Origin of the sequence: Paenibacillus sp. FSL M8-0142, assembly GCF_038597315.1 — a bacterium.
GTDB classification, from domain to species: Bacteria; Bacillota; Bacilli; order Paenibacillales; family Paenibacillaceae; genus Paenibacillus_AQ; species Paenibacillus_AQ lactis.
This window is the reverse complement of record NZ_CP152008.1, coordinates 5,093,808-5,119,995: the sequence shown is the minus strand read 5'-3', so window position 1 is coordinate 5,119,995 and position 26,188 is coordinate 5,093,808. Positions and strand designations below refer to the sequence as shown.

The following is a 26,188-nucleotide window of genomic DNA, read 5'->3' as shown; positions in this document are numbered from 1 at the left end:
TGCAGATTTTGCCTTGTTCAGTTCACTTAATAGAAAACATTTACAAAGGAGAGGATCAACATGGAGGGGAAAGCAGACGTATATCCATTCGCGGCAATCGTCGGACAGGACTTGATGCGCAAAGGGCTGCTGCTTAATCTTGTCAATCGGAAGCTCGGCGGCATCTTGATCCGCGGGGAGAAAGGCACAGCCAAATCGACGGCCGTACGCGCAATCGCGGACTTAATGCCGGAGCTGAGCGTCGTGAATTTGCCCGTATATGCTACGGAGGATCGCGTCGTCGGCACATTGGATATCGAGCATGCGATTCGAGAAGGAGAGAAAAAGTTCGAGCCGGGACTGTTAGCGAAGGCGCATGGACATATTTTGTACGTGGATGAAATCAATCTACTCGATGATGCGATCGTCGATGCGCTGCTCGACGCAGCAGCCATGGGGGTGAACACCGTTGAGCGAGAAGGCGTCTCCTACTCGCATCCGAGCCGCTTTATCTTGATCGGTACGATGAACCCGGAGGAAGGGGAGCTGCGGCCGCAGCTGCTGGATCGCTTCGCGCTTTCAGTAGAGGTGAATGGGGAACGAGATGTGGAGAGCCGAATGGAGGTCATTCGCCGGCGCCTAGCATTCGAAGCAGATCCAGACGAATTCCGAAGACGTTATGAGCCGCAACAACTAGAGCTTCGGGAACGGATAGAACGAGCGCGTCAGCTGCTCGAGCAGATCAAACCGTCCGAGGAGTTACTGAAATGGACCGCCGCAGTCGGCATTCGGCTGAAGGTAGACGGACATCGTGCGGATATCATGTTAATGAAAACCGCCATGGCGATGGCTGCATTCCAGGGAAGAACGCAGATCGTGGCAGACGATATGGTAGAAGCGGCGATGATGGTGATGCCGCATCGCATGCGCAAGCGGCCGTTCGAAGAGGGAGCATATGACCACGAGACGATACGCGAGCTGCTCGGCGACCTTCTGTCCGAGGTCACCCATGCAAGTTAAGCCTCACTTGTATCCGTTCTGTGCTGTAGTCGGTCAAGAACGTGCGCAAAAGGCGCTGCTGCTTCATGCTGTAAATCCGGGATTAAAGGGGGTGCTGCTGGCAGGCCCACCAGGAACGGCGAAGTCCACGCTCATCCATGGTGTTACAGAGCTTCTGCCGGAACTTAACGTCATTAACATTCCTTTGAACGTGGATGAGGAACGGCTTTGGGGCGACTGGGATATGGCAGCTGCTGTCCGCAGCGGCAAACGAACGTTTGTACCCGGCTTGCTTGCAGCTGCGGATGGGCACATCGTCACGGTAGACAATGCGCATATCATGCCCGAAAGGTTAATGAAAGCGGTCCTGACTGCTGGCGACAATGTGGCGGGCGAGCCCGCGCATGGGCATGTCCGCAAGAGCTCTGAGCGAAGAAGTGGCCTTGACAGTGCAGCATTCTGCTTGTTCGCAGCTATGAGTCCGGACGATAGGAAGCCGCTGCCGGCGATGTTTGATCGCTGCGGGCTATATGTGCGACTGGAAACCTCGGCGGACCTTGCGGAGCGAACGGAAATCGCAAGCCGCTTGCTCGCCTTCGAACAAGATCCTGAGTCGTTTCGCCTAGCTTATGAATCGGAAACGAAGGAATTGAGAGCACGTATCGCAGCGGCTAGGACTCGGCTGCCTGCTGTACATATTGATGGAGAGCTGCTACGTTTGGCTGCCGAAATCGCTGAGGAAGCTGGCTGTCTGGGACACCGCGCGGACATCCTGCTGATCGAAGCGGTCCGTACGATCACAGCTTGGGAGGGTCTTAGCGAGACGACACAGGAACATCTGCAAGAAGCGGCGGGCTTTGTGCTGCCGCACCGGATGCGTGCAGCATCTCAACCGGAAGTGTCGCGAGGGAAGTCGCCTGGAGACTTGCCGGATCAAGAGCAAACGAAGCATGATTCGAATGGCGATCATCCATCACCAGGATCGCATCGCGATAAGGAAAGCCAAAGAGAAAGCCAAGCGGAAGGAGAGAATAATGCGACAAACGGCGAGCAAGTTGACCGGTCACAATTCGCTTCGCCTGCACAACTTGGGGGCGACCACAACGGCGAAGCCGATAGTAGACAATCTCTTTCCTCAGAGGCGCGGGCTGTAGTGGAAGCCGTTGGACGGGAAATCGCTGTGCAGCCATTCGTCTTTACCTCGCCGCATCCAATGAAACAAGCGCAAACTGGGAAACGAAATCAAGCGTCAGTAGGAACGGTAAACGGTCGATATGTGCGGGCTGCGATGCCACGCGGCCCTCTAAGAGACATTGCGTTTGATGCCACGCTTCGTATGGCGGCTCCCTTTCAGCGGATACGTAAGCAACAATCAAGTTCATATAACACGAACTTAAAGCTATGGATTGAGCCGAGTGATGTGCGTGTGAAGGTTAGGGAAAACAAGACAGGAACTGCTTTGCTATTCGTCGTCGATGCCAGCGGTTCGATGAATGCAAATAAGAGAATGAAGGCTGTCAAAGGTGCGGTATTGTCTTTACTTCGTGATGCGTACCGGCAGCGTGACCATGTGGGCTTGATTGCCTTTCGCGATCAACAAGCTGAATTGCTGCTCGGGTTGACACGCAGTGTAGAGCTCGCGGAACGCAAATTGAGGACGCTGCCAGCTGGCGGGAAAACTCCGCTAGGTATTGGACTGGAAAAGGGACTTATGGCGATCCGCCCTTTGTTAAATAGAAGAAGTGGACTCATCCCCGCGATGATCGTCATGACCGATGGAAAGGCGAACGTCAGCGCAGAAGCGGCAGGTGATCCATGGCAGGAAAGCCTGCAAGCTGCACAACGCATCGCAGCGGCTGGCATACGCACACTTGTGATCGATACGGAGGATGGTGTAGTACGATTCGGCTATGCCCGCAAGCTGGCGGAAGCGATGCAAGCGCGGTATTACCGGTTAGAACAATTGGAGGCTGGGAGTATCGAACGAGCTGTACGGACGTTGATCTAAAAATAATGATTTATGGATTACGGAAAGGAGGATGGCGCGTTGAAGCTATCCATACTCACAAACGGGGAAACGACGTTGTCGCATTTGTCTGAAGCATATCAATTGCTTGATCAAAATCAGAAAAATCAGCTGCATCTGACCATCATCGATTTAGGGAATCGGAAGATCGACGAGCTTGAGGACGTGGAAGCCACGCTTGTTGGAGCTGACCTTGTCATCTTCGATGCACATGGCGTCCGCCAGGACGTTGTCGAATGGTTGAGTAGCCTGCTAAGCAAAGGGACGGCTCATATCGTTCCGCTTGGCGGCAACTCCGCTGAGATCGCTTCGCTGCTCAGGCTAGGCAGTCTGACCTTTGCAAATTTGCCTAGACAAGAAGGGCATACACATGCGGCAACGTCCTTGCCGCTAGAAGGAATGGATGAGGGTAAGGCGGATTATGAACACTACGTTCGATTTACCGAATATTGGCGGGGCGGAGGTACTGACAATTTGCTCGGCCTGCTTTGTCTGGCAGGCCGTGAATACGGCGGCTGCCATCTGTTGCCGGAGCCTAAGGAGCCGGTATATGTTCGGGAGTTAACGATTATGGAGCCGAGCAGTCGCACGGTTTACTCGTCTGCAGCCAGCTACCGGCAAAGCAATCGCTACGACGAAGGTCGGCCGAATGTCGCGATTTTATATCTTGGGAATAGCAATCCGCTCGATACCGCAGAATGTATTGCGCAGCTTAAGGAACAATTGGAGGCTTTCGTGAACGTCATGCCGATCGCGTTTCCTTCAGTGATGAACATTCCGCTCGACCGTCTGCGCGAGTTGCTACTTGGCGACGGTCACCAAGTCGACCTTATCGTGAACCTGCTGCCTTTCCGACTTGGGATTGGTCCCGGCGGAGGAAATCAGGACGGGGCTGTGCAGATGCTGGAACAGCTCGATGTGCCGATGCTGCATCCGCTATTGTTGAACAGTAGAACGGAACAAGAATGGAGACAGTCTGCGAGTGGACTTGAGCCTTCGTTGCTACTCGTTCAGGTCATGCTTCCGGAGCTTGACGGGAGCGTGGAGATGTTTCCGATAGCGGCACTGCAGGAAGAAGGAGAAGACGCCGAGCTAAACGTTCCGCTAAAGCGACTTGCACTTATCCCTGAACGGACAAAACGCTTGACAGATCGCATCCGCCGCTGGCTTGCCCTGCGGAGCAAGCCCAATGCAGAGAAGAAGCTGGCGCTCATTGGCTACAATTATCCGCCAGGCGAAGGAACGGTGTTCGGCGGTTCCTTCTTGGATACATTCGAATCGATAGCACGTTTATTGAGCTGGCTGAAGCAGCAAGGATATCATACCGAGGAACTGTCAGCGGCGGAGCTGCGTGCCAGATTTATAGAGGGCGGTCTAGTCAATTCCGCAAAATGGTCTGATCCTCAAGCTTCGAGTCAGTTGATCCGTTATGCGGATCCCCATTTCACACAGAAGCTATCCGGTCGTTCATGGGGAGAAGAAGCGATAAGCCGCTGGGGTCAGCCGCCTGGTGACATCATGACGGACAACGGCTCCTTTCTCATACCCGGTCTAATGATCGGCCAAGTGTTTATCGGCCTGCAACCTTCACGCGGTATCCATGAGGATCCAGAGAAGTCACTGCACGATCGTTCGTTACTACCTACGCATCAATATACTGCGTTTTATCAATGGATTCGTGAACAGTTTCAAGCGGATGCCATCGTCCATATCGGGACACACGGCACCTTAGAGTTTCAGCGGGGGAAAGAGGCCGCTCTGTCTGGGGACTGTGTACCGGATGACTTACTCGGGGATTTGCCAAATTTGTACTACTATTACGTAGGGAATCCGTCCGAAGCGATGATCGCCAAGCGGCGCAGCCATGCCGTATTGATCGGCTATCAGGCGCCGGCTTTTACTGAAGCTGAGCTGTATGGCGAATGGCGTGAGCTTGAAGCCTTGCTGCACGAATATCGTGAAGCGAAGCAGCTCGCGCCGGAACGATGTGAGGCGATTCTACAAGAGCTGCAGGCGGTAGCGAAGTCGCTTGACTTCTCCGCGGAGACCGTAGAACACATGGAGGAGGAGCTCTATCGCATGCAGCGTTCGCTCATCCCTAGTGGACTGCATGTGCTTGGCGACAGCTATTCTCCTGAAGTCGCTTTGAACCATATGCAATTCGTGCTTCGCCACGAGCGGGGAAATATTCGCTCAATTCGCGGACTGCTCGCTGAACGTCAAGGCGTTCGGGCGGATGCGCTAACTTCGGGCAAGCATGTGAGCTTGCTGCGCCAGCTCGATGAGGAAGCGAATGCGTTAGTGACCGCTTATGTGTCAAACAAGGCAATCCCGGACATGTATAAGAGTGAACATCCAGATTGGCTTAAGCAGTTGGAAGCTTCGCTCGAGTACGGTTACGAAGCTTACCTAAGATCATTGCGAAATGAGGAAGCAGAAGGGCTGATGCGGGCGTTGGAAGGCCGGTACGTTCCAGCTAAGCTCGCTGGTGACGTGCTGCGAACACCTGAAATATTGCCGACCGGACGCAATCTGTACCAATTCGATCCCCGCTTAGTGCCCAGCCGTACAGCTGCTGAACGGGGGGCGATTGTCGCCGAAAACTCCATACAGCAATATCGCGAGCAGCACGGGGACTACCCGCACACGACGGCGGTCATCCTCTGGGGGATTGAGACGTCGCGCACACAAGGGGAAACCATCGGGCAAATCCTGCATTATATGGGGGTTCGCATTGGCGGAGGAGTCGGAACGTTCCGTACAGAATATGAAGTGATCCCGCTTGCGGAATTAGGCCGACCGCGCTTGAACGTCATGGTGCATATTACTGGGGTTTTTCGCGATTTGTTTCCGAATTTGCTGGAAGAATTACATGACCTATTCCGCAAGGTTTCGGAGCTGGATGAACCTGATGAGCTCAATTGGTTCAAGGCTCATACACGAAGCATGGAGGAGGAGCTGCTTGCTGCTGGATATGAGGCAAGTCAAGCGCATGACTTAGCTTGCGCCCGCATCTTCGGCCCGGCAGAAGGAGAGTATGGCACGACGGTGACGCGGATGATCGAGACGAAGCTATGGAACGAGGAGTCTGAGCTCGGAGCGGCATACACGGACAGCCAGCAGCATGTATACAGCGCACTAGCGCGAGGACAGGCGGAGCCGGAATTGTACCGGTCACATATGCTGGAGGTGGATATTGTGTCGCAAATTCGCAGCAGTCATGAATGGGAAGTAACGGATTCTGACCACTATTATGAGTATTTTGGCGGCTTGGCAAAGTCTGTGGAAGTGATGAAAGGTCGTAAAGCAGACATTCATATTACGGATACGACAGGGGAGCAAATCAAGACAGAATCTGCCGAACATGCGATTGCACGCGGAGTAAGGACTCGCTTAACGAACCCGAAATGGATCAACGATCTCTTGAAGCATCCTTATCATGGCGCAAAGGAAATGGCCAGCCGATTCGAGTATGTACTGGGACTTGCAGCCACGACTGGAAAAGTAGAACCTTGGGTATTCGATCGTCTGCATGACGTCTATATGGCTGATGAAGCACTTAGCCGGAAGCTGCAGGACAACAACCGTTGGGCTTACCATGCGATGATCGAAACATTGCTGGAAAGCGAGCAGCGAGGATACTGGACACCGGATGAACAAGTTCTGCATCAGCTGCGGCAGAAATACCTAGAGCTTGAAGGAGAGTTGGAAGGGGAATGAGAACAGCTTGAGGCATAAGCTGAAATCCATTTAAATTAAGAAATGAGGTGTTTACCTAGATGATCGAAATCTTACGCAACGAAGCTGCTTGGGAACAAGCTTGGAAGGACGACCAAACGACAGGTGTAAACTTGATGAAATCAGCAGGGATCGAGCCGAGATTCACTTTTGGCGCCATCGCGGCCCAAAACTACAATGAGCAATCGTTCAACGATGAAGGAAGAAGACGGTCAGCACGTATTATCGGCTGGTTGGAAAATCAAGGCGTAAATTTTAATGGCGCCTCTGTCCTCGACATCGGAGCGGCCTCTGGAATATTTTCTATTCCCTTTGCGCAAAGAGGAGCAGATGTGACCGCCGTTGAGCCGTCGCTTCCGTTCACAGAACTATTGGAGCACAACAATCAAAAATGGGCCGACGGTAAGGTAAAGATCGTGCGCGCAGCCTTTGAAGATATGGATACGAAGACATTAGGCTGGAACCAAGCTTTTGATTTTGTCTTTGTGTCAATGTGCCCGGCGATCACAGACTGGGAGATGGTGGAGAAAGTGATCAGCTGCGCTCGAAAATTTTGTTATATCAGCCTAGCGGCAGGTCCTAAAGAACACAGCCTCACCCTTGAAATATTACCGCTGTTAAACCATTCATACAACAAGCATCAAAACTCCGAGATGATGTATTTGCTACAGCTGCTTTATCTAAAAGGGTACGCCTTTCATTCACTCGTCACACGAGAAATGAAAGCCAGGGTTGTGTCTCGTGCGGAAGCCATTCAAGAGGTTTTACATTGGCTTAACTTTTACAATTATCCAGTAGATGAGAATACGCAGGCCATCATTGAAGATTATCTGGATCAAACTTATCCTGGAAAAACGATCCCAATCAAACAAGGAGGGCGCTTCGGCAAAGTGCTCATTCAGTTAGAAGAGCAAAGCATGTTTACTTATTCATGAGGATGAATCAACCAAAGCGCCTACATCAGATGAGTTCCCGCATAAGGGACGCGTTGTACGAAACAATGGCGGTTCCGGAAGTGCGGGAATTTTTGATCCAGATGGGCATGATATTCAGGCGGATGAAGAAAGAGGCGTGTACTTTGATTGTATTTGCCTTTGAAAAACAACACTTATCATATTAAATGGAATGGTCATTGCGCTTGTTGGCATGTTAAGTGGTTTAGTCGCTTCTTATGAATTGGGTACACCACCCGGCGCTTCCATCACATTAATTTTAATGTTGATTTTTTCAGTCATAACACTTGCAAAGTACATGTTAGATTACTTGAAATTGGATAGACTATTTAATAAAAGTCAAGTCTAGAATGAAATATGCAGAAAATGACAAATCGAGTTTACGCCGTAGATTTGCCATTTTGAAAATAAGCCCATGCATTATACTGAGTAATCACATCTCGTATGGAAAGTTAAACGAAGTGGGAGGGAGTTAATCATGAAGGAAGTTGATGTTGTTATTATTGGAGGAGGTCCTGCAGGTTTAAGTGCTGGACTTGTACTAGGACGTGCTAGAAAGAAGACATTGATTATTGATGAGGGCCAACCGCGTAATGCAGTGACTAGAGAGGCTCATGGCTTTTTAACACGTGATGGCATTAGCCCACATGACTTTCGAAAAATTGCGAAAGAACAGCTTCGCACTTATCCATCGGTTTCACATCTGGAAGATATCGTCAGGTTGATAGAAGGGGAAGATGGACAATTTTTGTTGGAAACTGTTTCGGGGGTGAAGATAGCCGCTAGTAAACTGCTGTTTGCTATCGGAATGAAGGATCGTGATCTTGGCATACCAGGGTTGGCAGAGGTCTATGGTAAGAGTGCGTTTGTATGCCCGTATTGTGATGGCTGGGAACTAAGGGATCAGCAATTAGTTGTCATAAACAGAGGAGCGACATTAATGCATTTTGTCCCATTGCTTTCTGGATGGTCGAAGCAGTTAGTAGTTTGTACAAATGGTCCCGATGAATTGAGTGAAGCAGAACGTGAAGAATTGCGCGCACATAATATCCCGGTATTTAATGCACCAATACATTTAATCCAATCAAATCAAGGCATGGTAAGCCATATCAAGCTTGAGGATGGGACGGAAATTTCGTGCACAGGGATTTTCTTCAAGCCGGAATTGGAACTTGGATCGGATTTGCCAGTTGCCCTTGGTTGCCGGATGTTGGATACTGGAATCATTGAAGTCGATGAGTTTGGAAAAACTAGTGTACCTGGTGTTTATGCAGCAGGGGATGCAACTACACACTTACACCAATCTATTGTTGCAGCTGCTTCAGGTGCTGTATCCGCAGCTGCAATAAACGGGGAATTAAATCAAGAAGAATGGCGGAAGAGCAACGTTTGATTGAATAACCATGAACACTTTACGAGCCTTCCTCACCCAAGTATCATGCTCATAGAATAAACTTCAAGGGTGAGGATCAAGACATAATAGGTTAGTCAACTTTATCCTTTATTTTAAGAGAACCCACACCAATAATTGCTCCCAATATCACTAAAATTATACTGGCTATTATTTCATATCCTTGCAATGCATCGATGTAATTGACGAGAAACCAACCTGGTCCCCCGCCTGCCAATCGATTTATGATACCTCCAACTCCCTGAAGCAATAGAAGTAAACTTGCACCGCTTGCAATCTCTTTCATAACGCTACATCTCCTTTTTACATAACGAATATCAAGATAGAACTCCCCTGATGCCAATATTGAATAAAATCGCCCCAATAACTGCCACTCCGACTAATACAGAAGACAACGGAGCTTTTACTAATTTTGATCGCAGTTGTTCAAGCTGATTCATTATCCAGTTTTTACATAGTATAAACACGATCAATAGTAAGATTGAAGGAAGTACCATAATCGCGTTATAGCCAAGTAAAATGCCAATGGACAAACCCGTATGAAACGCTAAACCATCCATTAGTAATATCGAGTAAAAATACGGTAAAGCTGTGGTAAACTCAATCGCAAAGACAATAATACCGAGTATGATCATCCCTCTTATAGACACTTGCGTAGGTAACCATTCCAAAAATCGGGATTCCATCCCTTTTTTAGGCTTATAAAAACTAATGAGTACAAAGGCGACTCCAAGTATCGTATAAAACCAACTTGAAATTTGATTGTTCGCCATGCTTTCTATAATACCAAGAATCGGCCCAACTCCGAGATAAACCAAGATACCCATTATAAAATAGCAAAATTGTGTCGAAAATAAAAAAACGATCAATCGCGATGCTGTTTTTTCTTTTTGTATGAGAAGGATATAAGCTGTAATCGCCAATACCCCGGGGCTTAAAATATCAATGACAGCACAGAGCACAATAATGAGGAGTGCTGTTGTGAAATCTATGTTGGCAGGAATTAATGATTCAATGATTTCAATCACCTAAACATCCTCCTTATTTATTTATTTCGCGCACTGTGATAAAATAATAATAACACAGTGTGTTAAATAAAACAAGAGGTGATTTGAAGTGCCGAAAATTGTTGATCATGATCACAAAAGAAAGCTCATCGCTGAAACGGCTTGGAAAATTATTGAAACCGAAGGTATTGAAAAAGCATCTATCCGCAGAATCGCATCTGAGGCTGGAATGTCTGCCGGAGCATTGAGACATTATTTCTCAAACCAGGATGAGTTACTATTATTTATCATGGATTATTTTCTTGCTCGCGGGAAAGAACGGTCGAAGAATAAATCATGGTCACAAGACCCTTTCATTGCGGTACAGGAAACGTTGTTAGAATTGGTTCCTGTAGATCGGGATAAACAAGCTGAAGCTGGCGTATGGCTGGTTTTCGTCATTCGTTCACTTACAAGTGCAGCTTTGAACACGAAAAAAGATGAACTCATCGAAGGAGAATACATTTTAATGAAGGCACTGCTTGAAATCTTGATAAAGGCAGGCTATGTAAAAAAAGACATAGATATTGAATTAGAAAAATTAAGGCTTTCTGCAGTCATTGAAGGTTTATCCATACATGCTCTATTAAGACCGGATATATTCACCATTGAAAAAACGGAACAAATTATTACTCACCACTTAAAAGAACTTTGCAACCAATAAATATTAAGTTAACATTTGATTCGAAATAAACCTTGTTGAAGAAATCGACAATGAAAAGAAGCAGGTCCCACTATAAAAGCCGAAGGAGTCAAAAAGTTTTTTGTCTTTTTCTAAAAGTCTTCCAACGAGTATCGAGTTAAGCGAACCAATAGCTGCTGACGCCGTTTAAAGGGTCGAGGGCAAGGTATATGCTTTGGCTTACATATACGCTTGTGGTATATTAGAGAGTTCTGCGATTCCATATCTTATCTGAAAGAAAGCGGTGTGGAATATTTGACACCGTATCGTGACCATTCGACAATGGCATCTGCCAGTGAGGAAAGGCTTCAGAAACGTTTCGAGCAAGAGGCCGAACGAATTCGTTCAATACTTGGCAACAAGGTTCTGCAATTAGAGCATGTTGGATATACTTCGGTGCCGGGCCAAGCCAATCATCGATATGTTGCTGGTAGTAGAGAATTCAGCTGACGAAACGGCCTACGTTTCCGACTTTGAGGAAGAAGGGTACACCCGTCAAAAACAAATGTAGCCTACTTTTTCAAATGGCCGATGACGTGACGGAGTCCCTCTAACAGCACTTCGTTTGTTGATTTGAATCCCTTCTCTGTGGAAGAATGGATCCGAGAGAAGAGGTTGACGGGTTGCTTCTGCGGGGCGTCAAACCGACTATTTCCGTGACCGAATAACCCTTTTCAATCTTGTAATCTTTATTCGAGCTGTCTCTGACCTGCCCCAACGCTTCGAATGCTCGACCATACGGTTTGATCACATCGGAGTCGTCCTCCAGAATTAACGCGTCCTCATCAAGTGCATTCACCATTTATTTCGCATAGCGGGTGGTGAGCGACGGAGACGGTCGTTGCAGATTCTGACTTAATCGATCAATTGTATTCTTTACCTGAATGAATTCATTCAAGGCGACTGCGATATTTCTAAGAATCACACTTTTGGACTTCAACAGACAGTAAATGGTTTGGGTAATAAATTTGGATTCGACTTGACCAGATTCGGATACCAGGTCTTTTGCAAAATGTATCGTTTCCCGTTTTGTTACATACACATCTGTGGTGGAATGGAACATGTTAAAAAACCCTAATAATTTACATTTTTGTTTAGATTAATTTTGGCGGTACTTAAATTATACCAATCAAAGGGAGGTTTTTTGCTGTTTTCAGGTAATATTTCCCACTCTTCATCTCTGTTTTGGGGGATTTTCTTAAGATACACACCTCCGTAATTACATGCCATCCATTTTTGCGGAAACTCAATTAATTAAATTGGTTTACAAGTAGATTTATGCATGATAAAATATATATTATTCAAAAATGAACAGAGGTTCACGAATGCAATATTTAAAAGAGGAAATTAAAAAACGAATCTTAATAGCTGCATTGGATGAATTTAAAGAGAAGGGTTATTTAAGTGCATCCGTTAGAAATATAGCCAGTAACGCAGATACTGCATTAGGTACAGTGTATAAATATTTTAGGAATAAGGAGGATTTGTTTAATTCTGTAGTAGAATCGGTTTATAGCGATTTGTTTGCTACGATCAATAAAATTATTGTTGCTGATGTTAACCCTAATGAAAAATTGATTGAAATTAAAAATAGGATTTTGGACATTTTTACAGGAAACAGTAAAGAAGTCTTAATTCTTTTCGGTAAGAGTAAGGGATCTAAATATGAGAACTTTAAAAACGAGGTCGTGGATGTTCTTCATAATATTATTCAAAAAGAAATATTCTCTCGTTTTGAAGATAAAAGCATTGTGAAAGAACCATTTATTTTCTATGTCCTATCAACAAACTTTGTAGAAGGATTATATACCATTTTAAAGACTCAAGAAGATGGGGAAAAAATTAGCATCCTCATTGACCAGTTGATGTTTTTCTCATTTCACGGTACTGAAAGCCGATTTAAAGAAATGTCTCACATTTAAATAATGTGGATATTTTTTTGAAACAAAAATGAACAATCGTTCATGGTGTTTATTTTATCAATTTGGTTGTTTTAGCACATATACAGACAGGAAATACAGGAGGAGATTACATTGGCAAAGTATCTTTATAAATTAGGAAATTGGTCAGCAACACATAAAAAAAGCGGTACTTTTTGGCACTGTAGGAATTTTGATGATATTAGCAGTATTAGTACTGAGTTTAAAACCATCTTTTCATGGAGAACTAACTATTCCCAATACACCTGCGGAAAAAGCAGCCAATTTGATTAAAGGAGAATTTGCAGGTACTTCCGAACAATCAACTGTAAACATCGTATTTAAAGCACCAGATAATAGAACGTTGGAATCAGAGGATGTCCAAAGCAAAATTACGGAAGTACTTAATGAAATAAGTAAAGATTCGAAAGTAGCAAGTGTTCAATCACCGATAGAGCTGAACAACTTAAATGAAGATAAAACAATTGGTTACGCACAAGTTACGTTTGCGTTAGAAGCTGACAAAGTGTCAGAAAAATCGAAAGAATACATTTTGGATAGTATTGAAATAACAAGAGATGCAGGTATTCAGACAGAAATAATGGGAGGAGATATTACCTTCTCTAGCATACAGTTTGAAGGAATTTATGAAGTAATTGGAGTAGTGGTTGCATTTATTGTATTAGCAATTACTTTTGGTTCATTTATTGCAGCAGGCTTACCAATTCTTATAGCGGTATTAGGTTTAGGAATTAGCTTATTAGGTATTATGATTGGTGCCTACTTTATTGATTTGAATTCTATTTCTATAATTCTAGCAGCTATGTTGGGTTTAGCGGTAGGTATTGACTACTCACTATTTATTATTACACGATTCAGACAAGAATTGGCAAAGGGACATGCCATCAACAATTCAATTTCAATAGCCATAGGAACATCTGGAAGTGCTGTAGTATTTGCAGGTTTGACTGTTATTATTGGACTATTGGGTTTATCTGTAGCTCAAATTCCATTCTTAACCCTTATGGGTGTTTCAGCCGCTATTAGTATACTGGCAGCCGTGCTTATTTCGATTATTACTTTACCAGCAATTTTAGGTATGATAGGCCACCAATTGTCGCCTGCAAAGGAAAGTAGATTTTGGCAAAAAATCAATGGTCAGAATAGAACAGACGAAGAAAAAGCTAATAGATGGGGGAGATTGGTTACTAAACATCCTATCATTATATCGCTAGTATCCATTGCATTCCTTGCAATTCTTACAATTCCTTTCTTCCATATGAATTTGGGGCTACCATCTGATGGAACAGCTAAATCAACGGAAATGACGGAAAGAAGAGCATATGATTTACTAACGGAAGGGTATGGAGAAGGCTTTAATGCACAATTAGTTGTTGCTGCAAAAGTTAGTAAAGTAACAGAGGAAACACCTCAAGTTATTGGAGAAATAGTGAAAGAAATTAGTGATTTAAAAGATATTAAATCTGTATCACCACTTATACCTGGACCTTCCGGAGAAATTTTTATGATTCAAATTACACCAGAAATCCGGACCGGATGATATAGAAACAAAGGATTTGGTAAATCTTATTAGAGACAAATCTAAAGAAACAGAAAAAGAACATGATATTGCATTAATGGTAACAGGTAGCACGGCTATGAACATTGACATATCACAGCAATTGAATGATGCTTTACCATTATTTGCATCCTTAATAATTGGTCTTGCTTATATACTCTTAGTAATGGTCTTTAGATCACTATTAGTACCGTTGAAAGCAGTAGTTGGATTCTTACTTTCATTAGGAGCAACATTAGGATTTATGGTATTTGTTGTTCAAGATGGGCATTTCATTAATTTCTTTGGATTTCCATCGGAATCTCCAATATTAGCCTTTTTACCTGTTATTACAATAGGGATATTGTTTGGACTAGCTATGGACTATGAAATATTCTTAGTTAGTAAAATGAGAGAGAGTTATATGCATACTGGAGATAGTCGTAAAGCTATTTTATATGGAATGAGAGACAGCGGTAGAGTAGTAACTGCTGCAGCTCTTATTATGATGGCAGTATTTCTCGGATTTATGATGAATCCTGATGCGATGATTAAATCAATTGGAATGGCACTAGCCTTTGGAGTATTCTTCGATGCGTTTATTGTCAGAATGACAATAGTACCTGCTGTAATGACTCTAATGGGAAAATCAGCTTGGTATATTCCGAAGTGGTTAGATAAAATTCTTCCTAATATAGATGTAGAAGGAGAGTCTATTACGCATAAAGAAAGAAATGAAGAATAAATCAAGAAAGTAGCATTCTGCAGCTTTCCAGAATGAAGACAAACTCCCGATGCGATGCATGTTGAATGTTGCTCACTGTTAATTAGTTACCCCTGAAAAAATCAGGGTTTTGATCAAAAATAAAAGGAATTCACTGCCTCAAAATGGAATTAGTTATTGTCCAGATAACCATCCAAAGGGGGGCCGAATTCCTATGCTTATGAATTCTTCATTGCCCCTCAAAATCCTTTTGAGGTGAGAAAAATGTTGAAACTTCGTGAAGAACAAATCACATTGTGGGATTCCATCATCTCTGAGAGCGTATGGTCGTTGCCTGAAGAACTGGCTAAAATAGATGCCTTGCTGGATGATGAACGTTTCATGCAGCCTTTTCTAGAGAAGCATCACACCCGAAGGGGCCGTCCGACCAAAGCGATTGAAACCTTCCTGCGTCTCATGTATCTGAAGCGCCGCTACAATTTCGGTTACGAATCCCTCGTGCAGGAAGTAGGCGACAGTCTGACGTGGCGGCGATTTTGCCGCATACCCATTGACGAAAAGATGCCTGATCCGACGACCTTGATCAAAGCGCGCCAGCGCTATGGCGAAGAATGGGTCGAACAACTCAATGAGCTTTTGCTTCAAAAACTGGATGAAGCGAAGGTGCTCAAACACCGGAAGCTGCGGACGGATACCACCGTAGTCGAATCGGATGTACATCATCCGACCGATGCGACCTTGCTGCAGGATGGCGTAAAGGTCATCACTCGCCTGGTAGGCAAGATCCGGAAAGTGGCGTCCGAAGCGACCCGGAACTTCGAGGATAAAAACAGTGAAGTGAAGCAACACATCCTTTCGATCGCCAAGTTGCTGCGCCGGCGCACGCAACAGTCATGGGACGAGCTCAATGCCATAACGGAGCAAGTCGTTGCGATGACGGAAGACGTATGTCAGAAATCAACAGCTGTTATGAATCTTACAAAGGATAAAGGTAAGGCGTCCGTCAAGGCGATGAAAGAGAAGTTAGGTGAAGCTATTACCTTGACCCAAAAGCTCGTCGATCAGGCCAAGCAAGTGGTATCCGGAAACCGCATTATTCCAGATCGGATCGTCAGCTTCTTTGATCCTGAAGCACGCCCGATCAAAAAGGGAAGCTATCCAAGAGCGCGGAATTCGGATACAAAGCGCGAATCGATGAAACCGAAAATGGGTTTGTAACCGGCTATGAGTTATACAAAGGTAACCCCTCGGACGACGAAATGCTCGTTCCCGCCGTGGTACAACATAAAGAACGATTTGGCTCGGTGCCCCGTGCTGTGGCAACCGACCGCGGCTTCGGCAGCAAGAAAAATGAATCGACCCTTGCAGAACTGGGTGTAACACGAATCAGCACCCCATTCTGAGGGAAGAAGAGCAAGAAACGTGCGGAACTTGAGAAACAGTTATGGTATAAAGATTTGCAACGCTTCCGCGCTGCAGGTGAAGCCAAAATCATTTTACTGAAACGCAGGTACGGTTTAAACCGCAGCCGGTACAGGGGCTTTGTTGGCTCAAAAACCTGGATCGGCTTGGGAATTTGGGTTCATAACCTCAGAAAAGCCGCTCAGATGATCAAATAAGGCAAAGAAATGGAATACAAAGGAAATATGTCCACCTGAAAATTTCAAGGAGAGTAGAGCGAACTCTAAATTCGAATTTTTCAGGGGTAACTAATTAGAAACGAAAAGTAATCCTGAATTTCGAACGTACAGCTCCGTGGAAACGTGAAAAGGGATCCAAATCTTTGGTAGAATGGTGTTTGACTGAAACACATCACCCAAAGAGAGGAGCACCTTTTAGGTGAAGTCTACCACACCCGTCAGCAAGATCAAGACTGAATTTTCCTTGGAGAATGCCACCAGCTTCGGAGGCATCAAAATCTTTCTGGAATACCTTGAGAAAATAAAGCTCTCCGAAGCGTTACGTGACATCTCTTGCGGCAAAGGACGAAATTCTCTCTTTCCGATTTACCGCATTCTGCTTTATCTCATCGTGGGTTGGATGCTCGGCTGCGAGCGGCTCTTTCATTTTCGCAAACTATAGCGCGACTAGCTTCTGAAGCGATTTCTTGGCGGGCGATGCCCACACCATACCTTGCTGTACAAAGAACTGATTCGATTGAGAACATCTTGTCCTAACTTGCGGTTCGAACTGCGAACGCTCAATCAGACCGTCATTCGGCCCTGCCTGCCGTCTAAACTTGTCCTTGATCTGGATTCGACGGCGGAAACCGTATACGGCGATCAAGTCGGCGCAGAGAAAGGAAAGAACCCGCACAAGCCCGGCCGCAAAAGCTACCACCCGCTACTGACATTTGAGGGGTAGTCTCGCCTGTGCCTGAATGACTTCCTCCGATCTGGGAACACGCATGCCTCTACGGATGCTGCTTCATTCTTAGACAACACGTTCGAGCTCCTTGGCGGACGTTCGGTGAAATATGCCCGATTCGACAAGGGCTTCGGCGGCGAGGAGTTCTATAGCCTGTGGGAAGGCAAGAACATCGGCTACGTCGGCAAGCTGAAAAGGACGCAGCGCCTTGCGGCGCAGGTGCAGCCTGCCGGTACTGGAAACGATTTGTCGATGAAGACTGGATTATCGAAGGGATAACGCTCATTTACAAAGCGACATCCTGGAAAAAGCCCCGCCGCGTGGCGATCATTGTAGTAAAACCTATTGGTTTTATTGATAGAATACAATCCATACTTGAAAATAGGAGTATCGGGATCTGGAACTACAATGTAGATCCTTTTCGAAGTATCTCAAGTTATTTCCGTTTTAAAACGACTCCATTTGCCTTCATAAATATTTTGGGTAATATTGTTACGTTCTGTCCATTAGGATTCTTAATCCCTACTATTTTTACAAAGTACAGGAAACTTTCTAAGACTTTGTTGATTTGTTTAATCAGTATAATTGGGATCGAGAGTTTCCAATTTGTCACAATGTTAGGTTATTTTGATGTTGATGATATCATTTTGAATATGACAGGTTGTTTAATTGGATATTTTGTTTATAGTGGGTTTAGAATATTAGCCAGGAAAATAGCTAAACCTGAATTTCGAAAGTAACAACTCTATGAATACGTGAAAAGGGCTCAAAATCTTAGATAATGGTGCTGGATGCTGAACACATCACATAGAGTGCGATTACTTGACTTTCATAGAAAAAGGGGTTAAATAACTCAACTGGATATAAGGACCTGCAATCAGGTATTAAACTTTTATAGCCGTCAGCTAGTCTGACCGCTAATCCGCGTAGATTTTTGCCCTGGAAACTTTGCTTCCACCGGGTTAGCATCTAGGTAAAAGAAACAGTACGCGAGCTAGAGAACTGATCTTAGTACGCATTATTTCATGAATAAAAATTGTAAATAGACTGTTGTACGGTCTTTTTTCGTTTATAGCGATTTGAATTCAGATTTAGAAGTCTGTTTTCCTATTACAAGCGTTTATTATACGCACATGGAGTTTACTCATTTGACTGATTTGTAAAGAAAATAAGAAATGCTGATGATCTTGCAGCATAAGGTTATCGGCATTTCCCGACGGTGTTTCATACTCGTGGCTTACAATTTCGCGCATGAGTGCCATTTGCTCTCCGGGATCCAATTTGCGGCTAACCAGGGGCGCAATCAAGCCGTAACGGAAGTTAGCCTCTTGCTGCCTTGCTTGCTCATCCATGCAAAATCTCCTCTCCCTGTGGTCTATGAGAGTATCCCATAGACGCTAGAAACCAGGGAGGGCGCATATTTTGTGGGATCGGGAGGGCAACTTGCCGTCCAGGCGATTTTTAAAGCGATTTTGGGGGCGACTTTCGCTTGCCGTGCTCCTTGGCGGCGGATGCTGAAGGAATTTATAAGCGTGATGCTGCAGGTAACCCTGCATTTAGAAAAGTCCAATAGCCCCGTCTAGATGCGCCAGCGGGGATGAATCGGGATAACAGTTTGTTCAGCCAATCCAGTGTGTCCATTGGCGTTGGATTCATCATGGTGGGGTAAAGGCGGAGCATATCTTCGTCTACTCCCCCGGCAATGAATTGCCCGGCAACCCAAAGTGCCGCATTTGCTGCGCGGTGCAAATGCCTTGCCCACCAGCGTTTCAACGTACGGAAGCTGTAACGGACGCTAGATGTTGTCGTGCTTTCTGCGATCTGCCGCCAAGAGAATCCCTTGCGCTTGCGCTTCAATGCCGCTTCTCGCACCCAAGTCGCATACCGGGCCCATGGAATCAGAAATTCCGGCAGAAGGGAAATCGTCTTATTACAAGCAGGACAGTACCAGCGGTAGATGGGGATCAGGATGACTTCGTGTTTCGTCACAACGCCTCGCCAATAACGACCGTGTTTATGGAGAAGCCGGCCGCAATCGTCACAGCAGATTTGGACGTCAGGAGATTGATTCTCGAAAGTGCGTAAATAAGCCTTGCAAGAAAGGCCGAAATAAAGTACTTTTGACATGATGAAGTGAATGCTCCCGGGGATCCTCGCCAAAGGTTCGGGAGCATTTTCCTTTTTAATCGACAATAGCCTAATCCCCCGTCAATGTACAGAAGGGATTAGGCTATTGTCGGCTGTTTATTCGGTTTGGCTCCGCCAAACCGAATGGCGAATCCATGGTTTTTTTCCGCCAAATAATCAGGCGGCGAACAGCATATCATGATTTCAAACGTTTTTAATAATAGACAAACATGATATTGCTTTAGCATCTTTTCTGAAAGCTATGAAATAAAAAGAGGGAGGGAAGGGGGGCGAAATAACAAGAAAAAATGCCCGATGAAAAGAAGTTTTGAGCTGTGTTATTAAGGGAAGAAGAAAATTGAAAGGAGTATATCCGGGTTTGCTAAAGGACCTAAACCTAAGGTAAAGTATCCGGAATCACCAGTAAAATGAAAGAGCATAAGCTTACGCGTCCTTTTTGTCTCAAGAAGCATGCAAAATTGCAGTCTCTAGTTAGGTATCCTATCATGCCGCATATCTACTACGAGACCAGTTTGCCGCATAACCCTTGAACCAAGTAAAAAGGCCGTCGTTTCCGACGACCTCCCCCTGATATTTGATCATTGCTTGGTCTCCGATAAATTTAACCTATGATAATCTTCTGATGCCCAAGTTTACCACATATATTTATTTTTTATAAACATATTATACGAGGAGATACTGATATAAAAAAAACGGTAATTGGTATTCTAATAGTCTGTTTTGTTTATTTTTCAATGCACCAAGATTTTGAAAATAGTTTAATGCTTGGTTATTTAATTATGATTATAGTGACTTCACTTCTTGCTTTCCTCCGACAGAAGTATTATTTGATAGGGAAATCTATGAAATGGTTATTCCGCACGAGATCAACCCGTTCAAAATCAGTACCCTAGAATCTGGCTACAAGGCTGGTATGAAGGAACGGTTTATTATAAGCATTAATTTTGCCGCTAGTAATCATTCGTTTTCAGTCATCCTTCATATCTCCTGTTAAGGTTCTGTCACAAGGATTGGCGGATCATAGTGGTACTAAACTGGGAAGAACCCGCAAAACAATTCATTCTACGTTTATATCATCGTCGTTGAAATGGATTTTAACATTTCAATCATTCTTTCAATAAAAATCGTAATGATAAAAGGACGATGATTCACGATACAAATCCATAATCCGTATCCAATAACAGATACAGCCCCAAAAACTGCTGCATCCCGATAAAGTCTCTTTCGAAGCAATCCCAACATCGGTAAACCTATCAAAGGCGCCAGCAGGATGTGAAGCATCAACATGTTCAATTCATCCTCCTTTTCGCTTCTCGAACGTGCGTTTGACCCATGTTGTCACTAGCAACAAAAAGGGGATCAGTAGAACAAAGAAACTGTCATATATGAATGTATATTTTTCATCCCATTCCTCGTTTTGGATCGGGTTTTCATAGATGGACAAGGCGGTCGCCGACAACAAAATCGTCAAACCCAGAAAATGAGGCCACCGGGTTTTTGGACGAAATACTTGACGCAGCGTTTCGGAAGCTCCGTAAACGAGTACCAACAGCTTGATAAAAATCAGAATCAGTAAAATAACGGAGATAATGGAATGGATGTTGACGATCACCTCTCCGATGGAAATTTCCTGCACGGTCGTATACACTGGAAAGGTAAGTTGTGACGCCCTCTCCACTCCTAATAAACCGATAATCATAAACAAGGTCATGCTAAGAGAAAGGGAAGCGGTCATCAACCCAAGCAAAAAGGGGCGTGTTGCCCCCTGTTTGACCAGCGGAAAAAGCATCGTGAGCGCTATGGCTTCCATATAGGGAAAGCCCAAAAAGGGATGGTATTGCAAAATGGCACCCAGGCCGGAATGGAAAGCTGGCTGAAGTCTTCCCCAATCCCAGTTCACCATTGCCAGCAACAGAACAAACCAGAACGGGAAGAACAAAAACGGAGTGATGATTTGATTTAATCGTCCGATGGCTTCCGTCCCCTGAGCGACCGTGTAAAAGGCGACAAGCAAAAACATGACGTGAAAAACGGTTTTCGGCGTCTCCGGCATGATGGTTCCATTTAAAAAATCGCTTAAATTTCGAAGAGCCCATCCAGCCAAAATACAGAAATAAAGAAAATACAAGACGGAGACAAGCGTTCCCAGAGAACGTCCCCAAGCTTCCAGCGGGATTTGCACCAGACTTTTGCCCGGGTAGTATCGGAAAAGAAAAGTCCAGAACAGACCGACGAGTATGCCAAAACTTCCTGCCCACAAGGGCATGAGCCAGGCATCCTGTCCCGCCTGTACGACCAGCCGCCCGATCAGCACGAAAAGGGTGGTTCCGAGGATATAATTGATTGTCAGCAGATAAAACTGGAATCGGGAAATCATTGGCTTCATCCTGTTCCTCCATAAGGTTGACTCATGCTTCCCGTTCGGAGCAGCCGGGTATTTGCACGAATCTCAATTTGTACATTTTTCGCCGCTTGGTCGATATCCGGATGATTTGGCGTTTGTTTGCGCAACAAGTCGTTGATGCTTAACAGATCCCAGCCACGCTCCCTTATCATTTGATAGAAAGCAAGCGACTCGTCTGCTATGATCTGATTCAGTCTGTTTTCAAGTCTCTCCACCTCGTTCCGAGACTTCGGGACGGACTCGATTGTATAGGCAGTGGAAAGTTCGAGGTCCATGCGGATCCGAACGACAGGTTGGTCGGATTTCCAGAAGACCTCACGTTTTATGCGAACCAGTCTCAATTCCACGGATACCTGTTTTCCTTCCACCTGAAACTGTCGCACGTGGCGACCTCGATCGCCATTTAGCAAATGGTACCAGACCAGTTGCGTATCATTCAGTTTGCCCGCCATGCGATAATCACGGAAAACCGCCCCGCCTCGGATGATAAAGTTGTTTTGATTGGCGTCGATATCCGCCAACCTTTCCCCGCTGTTGGAAGAAGGTGCCTCTGTCATTCCGGTGATCAACGGTAATACGATCGTATCTGACTTTTCCATCCGTTCAATGACATCACTGACCTTGATCTGTTTTCCCACTAGGAGCGAATTCCGGATCAGCAGGTCGAGCCTGGAATCGATCGTGTCAGACGGCACCCGCTCCAGGGGAGTTAATGTTCTCATGACCTGAGATATCGATCCGTCGACAATCAGCATCGGGACCGACGAACGGCCATTAGGTTGCATTTCGATAAAGTTGACAATATCGCGTATGTTTTGTTTGGCCACCCGTCGAGAAACGAGCAGCACCTTGCAGTGGGCCATAAATAACTTGCGCGGCAACATTTTGTAAATCGTAGATTTGATTTCTCCAAAAGAGGATCCACTGATTTCGTAAGTGTATACAGGGGCTTGTTCGCCTCCCGACGTACCTTTGGCGGAAGTGCCGCTGAGCGGGTTGATGATCTGGTAATATACGGTTATTTTTCCACTCTCAGGATCTCTGTCCACCCCCATCATACTGACCAGCGCCAGTTCGTTCATTTCCGTTCTGTCCCAGCAAGCCGTAAGCAGGGCGGTAAACATCATCAGGATGAACAGACCCGCTGCATACCGGTTGGTCATGTTTGATCCTCCAGATTACCTTTTTCTCTTCATATTCCGAATATATCCGGGCAGACCGTTCGGATCCAGCCAGGGCCGGGGCAGCCGCACCAACACATCTTTCCAATCGGTTCCTATGGACGGGGAAGCGGGAGTGAAGTAAGGAACGCCAAAGGACTTAAGCGACACCAGATGGGCAACCAGAAACAGGGCACCGCATAAAATGCCGAAAAGGCCCATAAAGCCGGCCAACAGCACGAACGAAAAACGAAGCAGGCGTTGTGACATGCCAAAGCTGTAAACCGGAACGACAAAATTGGTGATGCCGGTTATGGCTACAACAATGACAATCGCGGCGGAAATGAGACCGGCTTCCACCGCCGCCTGCCCCAGTACAATCGCCCCCACGATCGAAAGCGCCTGTCCGACCGCTCGCGGCATACGCAGCCCCGCTTCCCGGATAATTTCAAACACGACTTCCATTAACAACACTTCGAAGATGGCGGGGAAGGGAACCCCTTCCCGCTGGGCGGACAAACTGATCAGGAGTTGGGTCGGGATCAGTTCCTGGTGGAACGTCGTGGCCGCGACATACAAGGAAGGGACGAACACGGCCGTAAAAAAGGAAATCAACCGAATCCAGCGAATAAACGTGGCGATGTCCGCCCGCTGATAATAATCTTCAGGAGAACTGAAAAACTCGAAAAACGTCATGGGGGCAAGCAGGACGTTGGGCGTTCCGTCCACCATTACGGCCACTTTACCATCCAGCAACTGGGCAGCTACCATATCTGGGCGCTCGGTGTTGGTAAGCGTCGGAAAAGGAGACCAAATCCGGTCCTGGATGAATTCCTCCACATAAGCGCTTTCCAGCACACTGTCCGTCCGGATGGCTGACAATCTGCCGCGCACTTCCCGGACCAGCGATTCCGGGGCGAGGTTCTCCATGTACACCATAAGCAAAGTCGTCCCGGTTTGATTGCCGATGTTCATTTTATCAAACCGGAGGAATGGGTTGCGGATTCTTTTGCGGACAAGCCCCACATTGGTCAGAATGCTTTCCGTAAAGCCTTCGTGCGGCCCGCGAATGGTCGATTCCGACTTCGGTTCTTCAATGGAGCGTTGTTTGGATTCGGTCACATTGATAAGACAAACGCGCTCCCTTGCAAAATCGGTTAGTGCGCAATGGCCTGTAAGGAGAGCTTTTACGGCATGTTCCCGCAACTGTTCATATGGATCGGAAAAGGAAAATTCGCGCAAAAAACCGCTTTCGGCGGAACGAGGCGCTTCCCCTTCGGAAAACGTATTTTCCGTGAACGATTTCAAAATGTATTCGTCAATCGTTTTTTTATCGACCATCGATTCCAGATACAGGCACTGCATGGTTTGTTCCCCTTGGGCAAACAAGGATCGGCAGACCAAGTCTGGAGGGAACCCGAGGGCTGATTGAATGTCTCCGAAAAAATCATTCTTGATCGATTGATTTTGCTTTTTTCTTGCCATCGACGAACCTCCAGATTCTCACATCTCATCATTATCATTATTTCCTATTGGGTGGATTCTTATTCCATTGGCAGTTATGCTGTTGCAAATTATCGTGTGGTGAAATCAAGATTCGGTTACGACATTACTAAGTTATTCGATCAATGAGGATATCTAGTACATGACCTCAACTGCTGCAGTATTCTTGAACATACTTCCCGTACTTGCTGGCATGAAGGAAGAAGCAGGCTATTATAGATTCGCTCGCAGCATTCGCCAAAGTTGGATGATCTAACGTAAATACGACTCTCTTATTCATGATTTATAGATTATCGATTAGAAAAAAAAGAGGGTAGCCCGTTGACCTCATATTTGTGCACCGTCTGCAAAATCAGGCAGAACAATTCGGCTTTGCGGATCGCGTGACTATTCTGTTTGTAAACGAACTCCCCTAGTCCGTCGAGAACGAAAATGGGGTGGTGGTACGGGGCCGATCTGAAGACAGGAAGGTGTGCGCGTGGACAACCCGAGGCGGCTGTTTCCGTCGGTCTAACGCCCGCGGGCGCTCCGGCGTTAACAATCGGATCGGCAAGGCGAATTTGATCGTATCCCTCAACATGGGCGCACACTCGCGCGAATTTTATTTGGGCGATCATGTACTGACTCTTCTCTATCTGCTTCCCCGCCATCTACGGCGGTGACTCTGTCAGATCGTCGTGGATTTAACGGATCGACTGCCGGTTGTCATCGGAAAAGCTACCGGTTTTACTGGCAGGTTTGGGTGGACAGTATCATGTTTGATGGGGCTCGTGACTGCCTCGATAACCGTAAGCATCGTTCTCGCCCCAGAAGTTCCTCAGCTGACTTCCTCTTTTTCTGAAATACAGCTGTCTTAACAAAAATTTAACAACAGATCAAATACACTGTGGTTAAGTAGTCGGGGAAAAGAAAAAATGAGGTGAAAAAAATGAGAATGAAACGTTTTTTAATTACGGCTGTTTTGTTGATAACCGTGTTGCCCATGACCGCATTTGCCTTGGCAAATGATGCGCTGCCAGTAACGATTCAAACGAGTGATGTTGTTTCGAAGTCAGAGGATATTTCGGGTCAGTCTTCTGGAGCTGTTACAGTAAATCAACAAGCAATTTCTCAAGTGAATGACACAAACCCAACTTCAAGTGATGTCACTGTGGACGGGCAGCCGGTACACAAAATTCAACTATCAGAGGAAAACATCATTGAATTGAATCTTGGGGATTCTGACGATGTTGGTGTACAGGCTACTTATCCGGTTAACTTCAACTTGCCGGGATCATCACTTGCCACAATAAGTGATGGGTCTGGAAACCCGTGGTATTTGACTCGGAACGAAGAGGTAACCATATCATTGACATGGCTGCCTCGGGACGCTACACTTCGAGTTGGTTTAATCGACTCGGACAATACATTTTTTTATGTGAACTTTACAGGCGGTGCCGATAGTCGAACCTTTGTAGTGAATGTCGCTGACAACTATCGAGTGGGGATTTACAATACCGATACCCATCAAGTGACAGTCACCGGAAATATCACGATCTAAACAAAAACCATTCCCCGACTACATTGTTTTA

19 protein-coding genes and 3 pseudogenes are annotated in these 26,188 nt (G+C 45.8%); 14 read left to right on the top strand and 8 right to left on the bottom strand.

Features of this window, described 5'->3' with window-relative positions; genetic code table 11:
• Positions 1-60: 60 nt before the first annotated feature.
• The 6 genes from NSQ46_RS23530 (at position 61) to NSQ46_RS23505 (ending at position 9,088) form a co-directional block, all read left to right on the top strand.
• A complete protein-coding gene (locus NSQ46_RS23530; protein WP_007130965.1) occupies positions 61-999 on the top strand; it encodes an AAA family ATPase in 939 nt (312 codons plus the stop codon).
• Positions 935-2,986, top strand: a complete 2,052-nt coding sequence (locus NSQ46_RS23525) for a VWA domain-containing protein (RefSeq protein WP_083832636.1) — start codon at positions 935-937, stop codon at positions 2,984-2,986. The genes NSQ46_RS23530 and NSQ46_RS23525 overlap by 65 nt, the downstream gene beginning before the upstream one ends.
• Before the next feature lie 39 nt (positions 2,987-3,025).
• Entirely contained in the window at positions 3,026-6,724 is a 3,699-nt protein-coding gene (bchH, locus tag NSQ46_RS23520; RefSeq protein WP_342574906.1) for a magnesium chelatase subunit H, read from the top strand.
• Between the two features lie 59 nt (positions 6,725-6,783).
• Positions 6,784-7,677, top strand: a complete 894-nt coding sequence (locus NSQ46_RS23515; protein ID WP_007130962.1) for a class I SAM-dependent methyltransferase — start codon at positions 6,784-6,786, stop codon at positions 7,675-7,677.
• A gap of 190 nt (positions 7,678-7,867) precedes the next feature.
• Positions 7,868-8,044: a metal ABC transporter permease gene (locus NSQ46_RS23510; RefSeq protein WP_342574905.1), complete on the top strand. Its 177-nt coding sequence runs from the start codon at positions 7,868-7,870 to the stop codon at positions 8,042-8,044.
• A 129-nt stretch (positions 8,045-8,173) separates the two neighbouring features.
• Positions 8,174-9,088 carry an NAD(P)/FAD-dependent oxidoreductase gene (locus tag NSQ46_RS23505; protein WP_007130960.1) on the top strand — a complete coding sequence of 305 codons (915 nt, stop codon included), beginning with the start codon at positions 8,174-8,176 and terminating at the stop codon, positions 9,086-9,088.
• Positions 9,089-9,179: 91 nt separating this feature from the next.
• Here the strand turns inward: NSQ46_RS23505 and NSQ46_RS23500 are convergent, their stop codons facing one another.
• Complete coding sequence (locus tag NSQ46_RS23500) at positions 9,180-9,392, bottom strand: hypothetical protein (RefSeq protein ID WP_007130959.1); 213 nt, start codon at positions 9,390-9,392, stop codon at positions 9,180-9,182.
• Positions 9,393-9,423: 31 nt separating this feature from the next.
• Positions 9,424-10,134, bottom strand: a complete 711-nt coding sequence (locus NSQ46_RS23495; RefSeq protein ID WP_341034370.1) for a GAP family protein — start codon at positions 10,132-10,134, stop codon at positions 9,424-9,426.
• 88 nt (positions 10,135-10,222) lie between these two features.
• On the opposite strand from NSQ46_RS23495, the gene NSQ46_RS23490 reads away from it, so the two are divergent.
• From NSQ46_RS23490 to NSQ46_RS23460, 7 genes and pseudogenes are all read left to right on the top strand, one after another.
• Positions 10,223-10,816, top strand: coding sequence for a TetR/AcrR family transcriptional regulator (locus NSQ46_RS23490; RefSeq protein WP_007130957.1), 594 nt, complete (start codon positions 10,223-10,225; stop codon positions 10,814-10,816).
• Positions 10,817-11,116: 300 nt separating this feature from the next.
• Positions 11,117-11,300, top strand: a pseudogene (locus NSQ46_RS23485) (GrpB family protein); the annotation flags it as partial.
• Between the two features lie 859 nt (positions 11,301-12,159).
• Entirely contained in the window at positions 12,160-12,756 is a 597-nt protein-coding gene (locus tag NSQ46_RS23480; RefSeq protein WP_007130955.1) for a TetR/AcrR family transcriptional regulator, read from the top strand.
• 193 nt (positions 12,757-12,949) lie between these two features.
• Entirely contained in the window at positions 12,950-14,314 is a 1,365-nt protein-coding gene (locus tag NSQ46_RS23475; protein WP_007130954.1) for an MMPL family transporter, read from the top strand.
• A 16-nt stretch (positions 14,315-14,330) separates the two neighbouring features.
• Positions 14,331-15,056: an MMPL family transporter gene (locus NSQ46_RS23470; protein ID WP_244152731.1), complete on the top strand. Its 726-nt coding sequence runs from the start codon at positions 14,331-14,333 to the stop codon at positions 15,054-15,056.
• A gap of 243 nt (positions 15,057-15,299) precedes the next feature.
• Positions 15,300-16,654: pseudogene (locus tag NSQ46_RS23465) on the top strand (ISNCY family transposase).
• A 220-nt stretch (positions 16,655-16,874) separates the two neighbouring features.
• A pseudogene (locus NSQ46_RS23460) lies at positions 16,875-17,734 on the top strand (transposase); the annotation flags it as partial.
• A gap of 759 nt (positions 17,735-18,493) precedes the next feature.
• Here the strand turns inward: NSQ46_RS23460 and NSQ46_RS23455 are convergent.
• From NSQ46_RS23455 to NSQ46_RS23430, 6 genes are all read right to left on the bottom strand, one after another.
• Positions 18,494-18,754 (bottom strand): hypothetical protein, encoded by a 261-nt coding sequence (locus tag NSQ46_RS23455; protein ID WP_007130949.1) that lies wholly within the window; start codon positions 18,752-18,754, stop codon positions 18,494-18,496.
• Positions 18,755-18,926: 172 nt separating this feature from the next.
• Positions 18,927-19,595, bottom strand: coding sequence for a DUF6431 domain-containing protein (locus NSQ46_RS23450; RefSeq protein WP_007130948.1), 669 nt, complete (start codon positions 19,593-19,595; stop codon positions 18,927-18,929).
• A gap of 1,023 nt (positions 19,596-20,618) precedes the next feature.
• A complete protein-coding gene (locus NSQ46_RS23445; RefSeq protein ID WP_007130946.1) occupies positions 20,619-20,837 on the bottom strand; it encodes a hypothetical protein in 219 nt (72 codons plus the stop codon).
• Between the two features lie 7 nt (positions 20,838-20,844).
• Positions 20,845-21,936, bottom strand: a complete 1,092-nt coding sequence (locus NSQ46_RS23440; RefSeq protein ID WP_342574897.1) for an endospore germination permease — start codon at positions 21,934-21,936, stop codon at positions 20,845-20,847.
• Positions 21,933-23,117 carry a Ger(x)C family spore germination protein gene (locus NSQ46_RS23435; protein ID WP_342574895.1) on the bottom strand — a complete coding sequence of 395 codons (1,185 nt, stop codon included), beginning with the start codon at positions 23,115-23,117 and terminating at the stop codon, positions 21,933-21,935. Before NSQ46_RS23435 ends, NSQ46_RS23440 begins: the two co-directional genes overlap by 4 nt.
• Positions 23,118-23,132: 15 nt before the next feature.
• Positions 23,133-24,599 (bottom strand): spore germination protein, encoded by a 1,467-nt coding sequence (locus NSQ46_RS23430; protein WP_342574893.1) that lies wholly within the window; start codon positions 24,597-24,599, stop codon positions 23,133-23,135.
• A gap of 946 nt (positions 24,600-25,545) precedes the next feature.
• Between NSQ46_RS23430 and NSQ46_RS23425 the strand changes: the two genes are divergently transcribed.
• Positions 25,546-26,157, top strand: coding sequence for a hypothetical protein (locus NSQ46_RS23425; protein ID WP_216539088.1), 612 nt, complete (start codon positions 25,546-25,548; stop codon positions 26,155-26,157).
• Positions 26,158-26,188 lie beyond the last annotated feature (31 nt).

Coding starts and splice junctions, on each gene's coding strand:
- NSQ46_RS23445 (WP_007130946.1), bottom strand. CDS start 20,837: ATGTTGATGCTTCACATCCTGCTGGCGCCTTTGATAGGTTTACCGATG.
- NSQ46_RS23430 (WP_342574893.1), bottom strand. CDS start 24,599: ATGGCAAGAAAAAAGCAAAATCAATCGATCAAGAATGATTTTTTCGGA.
- NSQ46_RS23480 (WP_007130955.1), top strand. CDS start 12,160: ATGCAATATTTAAAAGAGGAAATTAAAAAACGAATCTTAATAGCTGCA.
- NSQ46_RS23435 (WP_342574895.1), bottom strand. CDS start 23,117: ATGACCAACCGGTATGCAGCGGGTCTGTTCATCCTGATGATGTTTACC.
- NSQ46_RS23425 (WP_216539088.1), top strand. CDS start 25,546: ATGAGAATGAAACGTTTTTTAATTACGGCTGTTTTGTTGATAACCGTG.
- NSQ46_RS23455 (WP_007130949.1), bottom strand. CDS start 18,754: ATGGATGAGCAAGCAAGGCAGCAAGAGGCTAACTTCCGTTACGGCTTG.
- NSQ46_RS23440 (WP_342574897.1), bottom strand. CDS start 21,936: ATGAAGCCAATGATTTCCCGATTCCAGTTTTATCTGCTGACAATCAAT.
- NSQ46_RS23505 (WP_007130960.1), top strand. CDS start 8,174: ATGAAGGAAGTTGATGTTGTTATTATTGGAGGAGGTCCTGCAGGTTTA.
- NSQ46_RS23510 (WP_342574905.1), top strand. CDS start 7,868: ATGGTCATTGCGCTTGTTGGCATGTTAAGTGGTTTAGTCGCTTCTTAT.
- NSQ46_RS23530 (WP_007130965.1), top strand. CDS start 61: ATGGAGGGGAAAGCAGACGTATATCCATTCGCGGCAATCGTCGGACAG.
- NSQ46_RS23515 (WP_007130962.1), top strand. CDS start 6,784: ATGATCGAAATCTTACGCAACGAAGCTGCTTGGGAACAAGCTTGGAAG.
- NSQ46_RS23500 (WP_007130959.1), bottom strand. CDS start 9,392: ATGAAAGAGATTGCAAGCGGTGCAAGTTTACTTCTATTGCTTCAGGGA.
- NSQ46_RS23475 (WP_007130954.1), top strand. CDS start 12,950: ATGATATTAGCAGTATTAGTACTGAGTTTAAAACCATCTTTTCATGGA.
- NSQ46_RS23525 (WP_083832636.1), top strand. CDS start 935: ATGACCACGAGACGATACGCGAGCTGCTCGGCGACCTTCTGTCCGAGG.